General features: G+C 44.9%; 9 protein-coding genes. 7 read left to right on the top strand and 2 right to left on the bottom strand.

All coding sequences use genetic code 11. The annotated features are described in order from the left end of the window. The 3 genes from PN499_RS03135 to PN499_RS03125 form a co-directional block, all read left to right on the top strand. Positions 1-1,314, top strand: a 1,314-nt coding sequence (locus tag PN499_RS03135) for a PP2C family protein-serine/threonine phosphatase (protein WP_272030234.1), incomplete at its 5' end; no start/stop codon positions are given. A 214-nt stretch (positions 1,315-1,528) separates the two neighbouring features. Beyond that, positions 1,529-2,035 (top strand): phosphohistidine phosphatase SixA, encoded by a 507-nt coding sequence (sixA, locus tag PN499_RS03130; protein WP_272030232.1) that lies wholly within the window; start codon positions 1,529-1,531, stop codon positions 2,033-2,035. A gap of 143 nt (positions 2,036-2,178) precedes the next feature. Beyond that, positions 2,179-3,321, top strand: coding sequence for a citrate synthase (locus tag PN499_RS03125; RefSeq protein ID WP_272030231.1), 1,143 nt, complete (start codon positions 2,179-2,181; stop codon positions 3,319-3,321). 206 nt (positions 3,322-3,527) lie between these two features. Here PN499_RS03125 and PN499_RS03120 read toward each other — a convergent pair whose 3' ends face one another. Beyond that, on the bottom strand, positions 3,528-3,668 hold the full coding sequence (locus PN499_RS03120) for a hypothetical protein (RefSeq protein ID WP_272030230.1): 141 nt from the start codon (positions 3,666-3,668) through the stop codon (positions 3,528-3,530). A 205-nt stretch (positions 3,669-3,873) separates the two neighbouring features. Between PN499_RS03120 and nuoH the strand changes: the two genes are divergently transcribed. From nuoH to nuoK, 4 genes are all read left to right on the top strand, one after another. Beyond that, positions 3,874-4,992: an NADH-quinone oxidoreductase subunit NuoH gene (nuoH, locus tag PN499_RS03115; protein ID WP_272030229.1), complete on the top strand. Its 1,119-nt coding sequence runs from the start codon at positions 3,874-3,876 to the stop codon at positions 4,990-4,992. Positions 4,993-5,088: 96 nt separating this feature from the next. Then, entirely contained in the window at positions 5,089-5,679 is a 591-nt protein-coding gene (ndhI, locus tag PN499_RS03110) for an NAD(P)H-quinone oxidoreductase subunit I (RefSeq protein ID WP_272030228.1), read from the top strand. 172 nt (positions 5,680-5,851) lie between these two features. Then, positions 5,852-6,481, top strand: coding sequence for an NADH-quinone oxidoreductase subunit J (locus tag PN499_RS03105; protein WP_007353474.1), 630 nt, complete (start codon positions 5,852-5,854; stop codon positions 6,479-6,481). Between the two features lie 97 nt (positions 6,482-6,578). Further along, positions 6,579-6,890 (top strand): NADH-quinone oxidoreductase subunit NuoK, encoded by a 312-nt coding sequence (gene nuoK, locus PN499_RS03100; RefSeq protein ID WP_007353473.1) that lies wholly within the window; start codon positions 6,579-6,581, stop codon positions 6,888-6,890. Positions 6,891-6,935: 45 nt separating this feature from the next. Here the strand turns inward: nuoK and folB are convergent. After that, a partial coding sequence (gene folB / locus PN499_RS03095) for a dihydroneopterin aldolase (protein WP_272030226.1) occupies positions 6,936-7,216 on the bottom strand: 281 nt, incomplete at its 5' end.

Below are 7,216 nucleotides of genomic sequence, written 5' to 3'. Positions count from 1 at the left end.
CCACCGAGCCCAAACGCCACTGTCGGTGAAACCCTTACGAAGTTGACACCTCTGTTGAAAGGTGGTTTGAGCAATATTTCCGGGCCGATGGTAGAAAATACATTGATCCAAAACCAAGCTGGAAATGCGATTTTATCTGGTTACGCACCCATTGTGGACGCGATGGGGCGGCGAGAAGGCGTACTAGCGATCGAATTGGACGCTTCTGGGGTGCTTCAGAGCGAAATTCAGGCGAGAAACGCGGCTCTGATCACATTTTTGGCAACATTACCATTAGCAGTGAGCATCGGTTGGTGGCTGGCGCGGCGGCTGACTTCGCCGATCGCCGAACTGGTTGCGGGGGCAGAAGCGATCGCCGAAGGACAACTAGATCGGACTGTTAAAGTTCGCAGTAAGGATGAAGTTGGCATTCTCGCTGATACTTTCAACCGCATGAGTTACCAGTTGAAAGAATCTTTTGACACCCTCGAAGCTAAAGTTGCGAACCGTACTGCCGAACTCGCCCAAGCTAATCAGGAAATTGTCGAACTCAACCACCGCCTGAAAGCCGAAAATATCCGCATGAGCGCTGAGTTAGAAGTGACGCGGAAACTACAACAAATGATTTTGCCGAAAACAGAGGAACTCAGTCAAATTCCAGAATTAGATATCGCAGGATTTATGGAACCCGCTGACGAAGTTGGCGGCGACTACTATGACATTGTTCGGAAAAATGGTCGCATCAAAATCAGCATCGGCGATGTCACCGGACACGGTTTGGAAAGCGGAGTGTTAATGATTATGGTACAAACGGCGCTGCGAACATTACTAGCCCATAATGAAACTGACTCTGAGAAAATTTTAAACACCATAAATTCCACAATTTATGAAAATGTACAGCGAATGAATTCTGATAAACACTTGAGTCTTTCTTTGCTAGATTACGAGCGGGGAACTCTGACTTTTAGCGGGCAACATGAAGATATAATCATCGTGCGTGGCGGCAGAGAGGGCCAGCCGTTAGTCGAGACAATTGATACAGAAAATTTAGGTTTTCCTATTGGTTTAGAAGCTGACATTGCCCGTTTTTTTGCGTCAACTAAGGTGCAACTAAAATCAGGAGATGTGGTGGTACTATATACTGATGGTATTACTGAAGCTCCCAATTTGGAAAAAAGGCAATACGGTTTAGAACGCCTAATGGAGGTTGTTAAAGAAAACTGGCAACTCACTGCTACTGAAATTAGGCAAGCCGTCATCGCCGATCTGAGGCTGCATATTAATACAGAAAAAGTTTATGATGACATTACCCTGGTAGTTTTCAAGCAAAAGTAGCGACCCAGATCGGTACTAAGTTATATTTTTTCAGCAAACAGAGATGGGCATTTAATATCTACTCGTGAGTACAATTTTAATCATCAGTATGCTTGAATTGGTTGGCGATTGCATCTAAATTATGAGATAATTGAAATCAGGGGTTTTGAGGTTGACATCAACTTGACCATAGAAATAAATATATACTTAATATATACTTAGGAGTTAGCAATTAGTGGTTAATAAAGAACTTTACCTGATCCGTCATGGCATAGCCGCCGATCGCGAAGATTGGCCCACAGACGAGGAACGCCCCCTCACCAAAGAAGGCGATCGCAAAACAAAAAAAATAGCCCATCGCCTCCTCGAACTCGGCCTTCACTTCGACCTCATCCTTACCAGCCCCCTGACACGAGCCAAAGCTACAGCCGAAATCCTACAATCAGTCGGTTTAAGTTCCCAAATAGAACAATCCGCCACCCTAGCCCCCGAAGGAGACATCCAAACCTGGCTAGACTGGTATCAGCAATGGCAAATTAACGGTGGAACTAACCTAGCCCTCATTGGGCACCAGCCAGATTTAGCCAACTGGGCCGAAATATTACTCTGGGGCGAATCGCGTGATGCCCTGATCCTGAAAAAAGCAGGCATCATCGGCCTCATCCTCCCCCAAACAGGCTCCCCAGTAAGTCGTAGCCAAATGTTCTGGCTCACTCCCCCCAAATTCTTACTTGGATCGTAACCCCCCTGTTGCACAGTTAGAGAGAGCCAGCAATTTCGGCTTACCCCTAAAACCTGTAAAATAACACTTGTTAAATAGGCGACACCACAAAACTTTCTGGTAATGTAACTTGAGTAGGTTCAGCTCGCACAAAGGGTAATCTCATGGTTGTCATCGGCGATTTCAAGCCAGGTTTAGAAGGTGTACCCGCTACCTTGTCCAGCATTAGCTACGTCGATGGACAAAAAGGCTTGCTGGAATATCGGGGAATTAGTATTGAAGAACTCGCAGCCAAAAGTTCGTTTCTGGAAACTTCATATTTATTAATATGGGGGAAATTACCAACAAAAGAAGAACTTGCAGCCTTTGAGCACCAAATTCGGTATCACAGACGAGTCAAATACCGCATCCGGGACATGATGAAATGCTTCCCAGAAACGGGTCATCCAATGGACGCTCTGCAAGCTTCCGCAGCCGCCTTGGGCTTATTCTATTCGCGTCGGGCTCTGCCCAATCAAGAATATGTCCGGGAAGCAGTAGTGCGGCTGCTAGCGAAAATTCCCACAATGGTAGCGGCATTCCAGTTAATGCGAAAAGGCAACGATCCCGTGCAACCAAGGGATGATTTGGACTACTCCGCCAACTTCCTGTATATGCTCAACGAGCGGGAACCAGATCCCTTGTCCGCTTACGTTTTTGATGTTTGTCTTACTCTCCACGCCGAACATACAATCAATGCGTCTACATTTTCGGCAATGGTGACAGCTTCCACCCTCACAGACCCTTATGCAGTGGTGGCTTCAGCAGTAGGAACCCTAGCGGGGCCACTGCATGGGGGAGCGAATGAAGAAGTAATTGATATGCTCGAAGAAATTGGCTCGCCAGAAAATGTACGAGCCTATGTAGAAAAGTGTGTTGAAAACAAGCACAAAATCATGGGTTTTGGACACCGGGTCTATAAAGTGAAAGACCCCAGAGCAACCATTCTTCAAGGATTAGCAGAACAACTGTTTGAGAAATTTGGCCATGATAAGTATTACGATATTGCTCTCAAATTAGAGGAAGTCGTAGAGGAAAAACTGGGTCACAAAGGAATTTACTCGAATGTAGATTTCTACTCAGGTTTGGTTTACCGAAAAATGGGGATTCCAACGGATTTGTTTACGCCAGTGTTTGCGATCGCACGGGTGGCAGGATGGCTAGCCCACTGGAGAGAACAGCTACACGAAAACCGCATCTACCGGCCGACTCAAATCTATACAGGCGATCACGGAATTCCTTATACGCCGATTGAGAAACGGAGTTGATAGGTGTTGAGTTATAGCAGTTTTTAGTTGCATAACCACTAAGTAATTGCTCATGGCTAATTGCTAATTGCTCATGGCTAATGGCTAATGGCTAATTACTAATTATAGGATTTACGCACGTACTACGATTTTCTGTCAGTGCGACTCAAGCTCAATCGCAGTTGTGAGGAAAGGAAGCAAGCCCGACCCAATCCCCAACCCTTAATTTAACGTTGAGAGTGCGTAAGTCCTGTAATTAAAAGCAGCCAGAGGGTGGGCGTGGCAGCCAGCGATATTTGCAAAGCAGTTAAGCTCTGAGCGATCGCGCCCGCCTTACCAAGCCGAAAAATATCGAGTAAATTTACCACACATCAGCAACTAATCAGTTAACCGGGGCAATCAGATAAGTATAATTTCACAGTTGCCCGCGTTTGCCTACGCTTTGGGACGGTATACTGTTAGGCGGTAAAGCATTACAAAATCTTTACAGAAGTTCCGCAAGCCCACTCAAGTAGTGCAACGCTTGCGGCGCAACAGTTCAAAATTATATGTGATGAGTCTGAAGCTGGCCAAATGAATGCAGGAATAGACTTACAAGGAAGTTTTGTACAAGCCCTAACCAATTTGGGCTTGCCAGGGGATCTAGCCAAACTGGTGTGGCTGCCGCTGCCGATGTTAGTAGTGATTCTGGGAGCCTCAGTCGGCTTACTCGTCGCCGTCTGGCTAGAGCGGAAAATCTCCGCCGCCGCCCAACAGCGTATCGGGCCAGAATTCATCGGGCCTCTCGGAGTGCTCGCACCCCTTGCCGACGGTTTGAAACTGCTTTTCAAGGAAGATATAGTCCCCGCACTGTCTGACCCATTGCTGTTTACATTGGGCCCGATGATTGTTGTGATTCCAGTTTTTCTGTCCTACTTAATCGTTCCCTTTGGACAAAATTTGGTAATCGCTGACATAGGGACAGCGGTTTTTCTATGGATTGCCCTGGGTAGCATTCAACCGATCGGCCTGCTGATGTCGGGCTATGCCTCCAACAATAAATATGCCCTTCTGGGTGGACTCAGAGCCGCTGCTCAGTCGATTAGTTACGAAATTCCTCTGGCATTGTCAGTATTAGCGATCGCGATGATGTCCAATAGCCTGAGTACGATCGACATCGTGCAACAACAATCTGGCTACGGCATTCTCGGCTGGAATCTCTGGCGACAACCTGCCGGTTTTATCATCTTCTTGATAGCAGCACTGGCAGAATGCGAACGCTTACCCTTTGACCTCCCCGAAGCAGAGGAAGAATTGGTCGCGGGATACCAAACTGAATATACAGGCATGAAATTTGCCTTGTATTACATCGCTTCCTATGTCAACCTCCTCCTATCTTGTCTGTTAGTAGCAGTTTTGTATCTGGGCGGTTGGAATTGCCCAATTCCCGTAGAACTGCTGGGAAACTTGCTAGGAGTGAGCGATACAACTCCTTGGTTGCAAGTAATTACAGCAACTCTCGGCATCACGATGACGCTGCTGAAAGCTTACTTCTTGCTGTTTCTGGCAATTCTCTTACGCTGGACGCTCCCACGAGTTCGGATTGACCAATTACTAGACCTGGGCTGGAAGTTTTTATTGCCCGTGTCTCTAGTAAACCTACTGTTGACAGCAGCTTTAAAACTTACCTTCCCCTTTGCATTTGGCGGCTAAGCAAGAAGTGTGAAATATGAAGTGTGAACTATTAAATTTCATACTTCTCTCTTCTTCCTTCTTCTTTCTTCCTTCTTCCTTCAAAGAGAGAACACGATGCTAAAATTCCTCAAACAAGTTAGCGATTACGCCAAAGATAGTCTGCAAGCAGCTAAGTATATCGGTCAAGGTCTATCTGTCACCTTTGACCACATGAGCCGCCGTCCGATTACAGTGCAGTATCCTTACGAAAAACTCATCCCCTCAGAGCGATTTCGGGGCAGAATTCACTTTGAATTTGATAAGTGTATTTCCTGCGAAGTCTGTGTACGGGTTTGTCCGATAAACTTACCCGTTGTGGATTGGGAATTTAACAAGGAAACGAAGAAGAAACAACTCAAGCACTACAGTATTGATTTCGGAGTTTGTATTTTCTGCGGCAACTGTGTAGAATATTGCCCGACGAACTGCTTGTCGATGACAGAAGAATATGAATTAGCGGCTTACGATCGCCACGAATTGAACTTTGACAATGTGGCTTTAGGCAGATTACCTTACAAAGTTACAGACGATCCGATGGTTTCGCCAATGCGAGAATTTGCTTATCTACCGAAAGGTGTTAGCGATCCGCATGAAGTGTCACACACGGCTCGACGTGCTGGTTTACGCCCAGAAGAGATTCTGGAAAATGCAGAAAAAACAAGTTAGTTGTTAGTTAATTGTTAGTGGTTAGTTGATAGTTGATGGTTGATAGTTGATAGTATTAAGATACCAATTACCAATTGTCAATTACCAATTACCAATTACCAATTACCAATCAACCACTAACAACTAACAATTAACAACTAACCACTAACAATTAGGAATTAGGGACTAAATTGTGAATCTAGCAGAAGGGGTTCAGATTGTTTCGTTTGGCCTGTTGGCCGTAATGATGATTGCAGCAGCTTTGGGTGTAGTGCTGTTTTCCAATATCGTCTACTCAGCTTTTTTATTAGCTGGAGTGTTTATGAGCATTGCGGGAATTTACCTTTTGCTCAACGCTGACTTTGTAGCAGCGGCCCAAGTTTTGATTTACGTGGGAGCTGTTAACGTCTTGATTTTGTTTGCCATTATGTTGGTAAACAAGCGAGAAGACTTTCGAGCGATTTCCAATGCTTGGGTGCGAAAAGCTGCAACTGCTGTAGTTTGTGTAGCATTGTTTGCACTTTTGGGAACAATGGTATTATCAACACCCTGGGCTATTTCAACAGCAACCTTACCTGCGGGTGAGAGTTCTATTGTAGTAATTGGCAAGCATTTCTTCACTGACTTTTTGCTACCATTTGAGCTAGCATCGGTGTTTTTGTTGATGGCAATGGTGGGAGCAATTATTTTAGCTCGCCGCGACTACTTACCGGATGAAATAGCAGGACAGCCACTTAAGCAACCTGTTTTGACCTTGGCAGAAAGACCTCGCGAATTGGTTTCTGTATCGGGCGATGGTAGTTCGTCAGATGTCAAAAAATAATAGTAATGCTGCCCTAATAGCGATTAAGTAATCTTTAGTAGGGTGGCGTTACTATTCTAGTTTTTAGTAATTTTAATGGGAGAGAATCAAGAATTTTATGCAATTACAACTCCAGTATTTTCTGTTACTAGGTGCGGCCCTGTTTTGTATTGGCATTTACGGCTTGATTACTAGCCGAAATGCAGTGCGGGTGCTGATGTCAATTGAGTTGATGCTCAATGCTGTTAATATCAATTTGATGGGATTTTCTAATTTCCTAGACCCGGTACATATTAAAGGTCAGGTATTTACAGTGTTTGTGCTGACTGTAGCTGCTGCTGAGGCGGCGGTAGGTTTGGCAATTGTGCTGACTATTTACCGTAACCGGGATACGGTTGATATGGAAGAGTTTAATCTCTTGAAGTGGTAATAGTTAACAGTTAACGGTTGACTGTTAACCGTTAACTGTTAACTATTAACAGTTTTTAGTTCTCGTAATTTCTAAGGTAATTTTGCCGCCAAAGTCTGGTATGGGGGCGGCGGGTTTTGATAAATTAATTTTGACTTTTTCCACTAGAGAAGACTGCTGTAATATTTCTTGGGCAATTGCATCTGCTAGGCGTTCTATTAAGGCAAATTTAGAGGTTTTAACTAGCTGCTTAACAGTGGCTATGGTGGTGCGATAGTCGAGAGTATCTTCGATTTTATCGCTGTTTCCTGGTTTAGATAAGTCCAGCCAGAGAGTAACATCAACGT

The sequence above is a fragment of the Kamptonema animale CS-326 genome (genome assembly GCF_028330895.1).
In the GTDB taxonomy this organism is placed as follows: Bacteria; Cyanobacteriota; Cyanobacteriia; order Cyanobacteriales; family Microcoleaceae; genus Kamptonema; species Kamptonema formosum.
This window is presented reverse-complemented; position numbering and strand designations above follow the sequence as displayed.

Coding starts and splice junctions, on each gene's coding strand:
- PN499_RS03125 (WP_272030231.1), top strand. CDS start 2,179: ATGGTTGTCATCGGCGATTTCAAGCCAGGTTTAGAAGGTGTACCCGCT.
- nuoH (WP_272030229.1), top strand. CDS start 3,874: ATGAATGCAGGAATAGACTTACAAGGAAGTTTTGTACAAGCCCTAACC.
- ndhI (WP_272030228.1), top strand. CDS start 5,089: ATGCTAAAATTCCTCAAACAAGTTAGCGATTACGCCAAAGATAGTCTG.
- nuoK (WP_007353473.1), top strand. CDS start 6,579: ATGCAATTACAACTCCAGTATTTTCTGTTACTAGGTGCGGCCCTGTTT.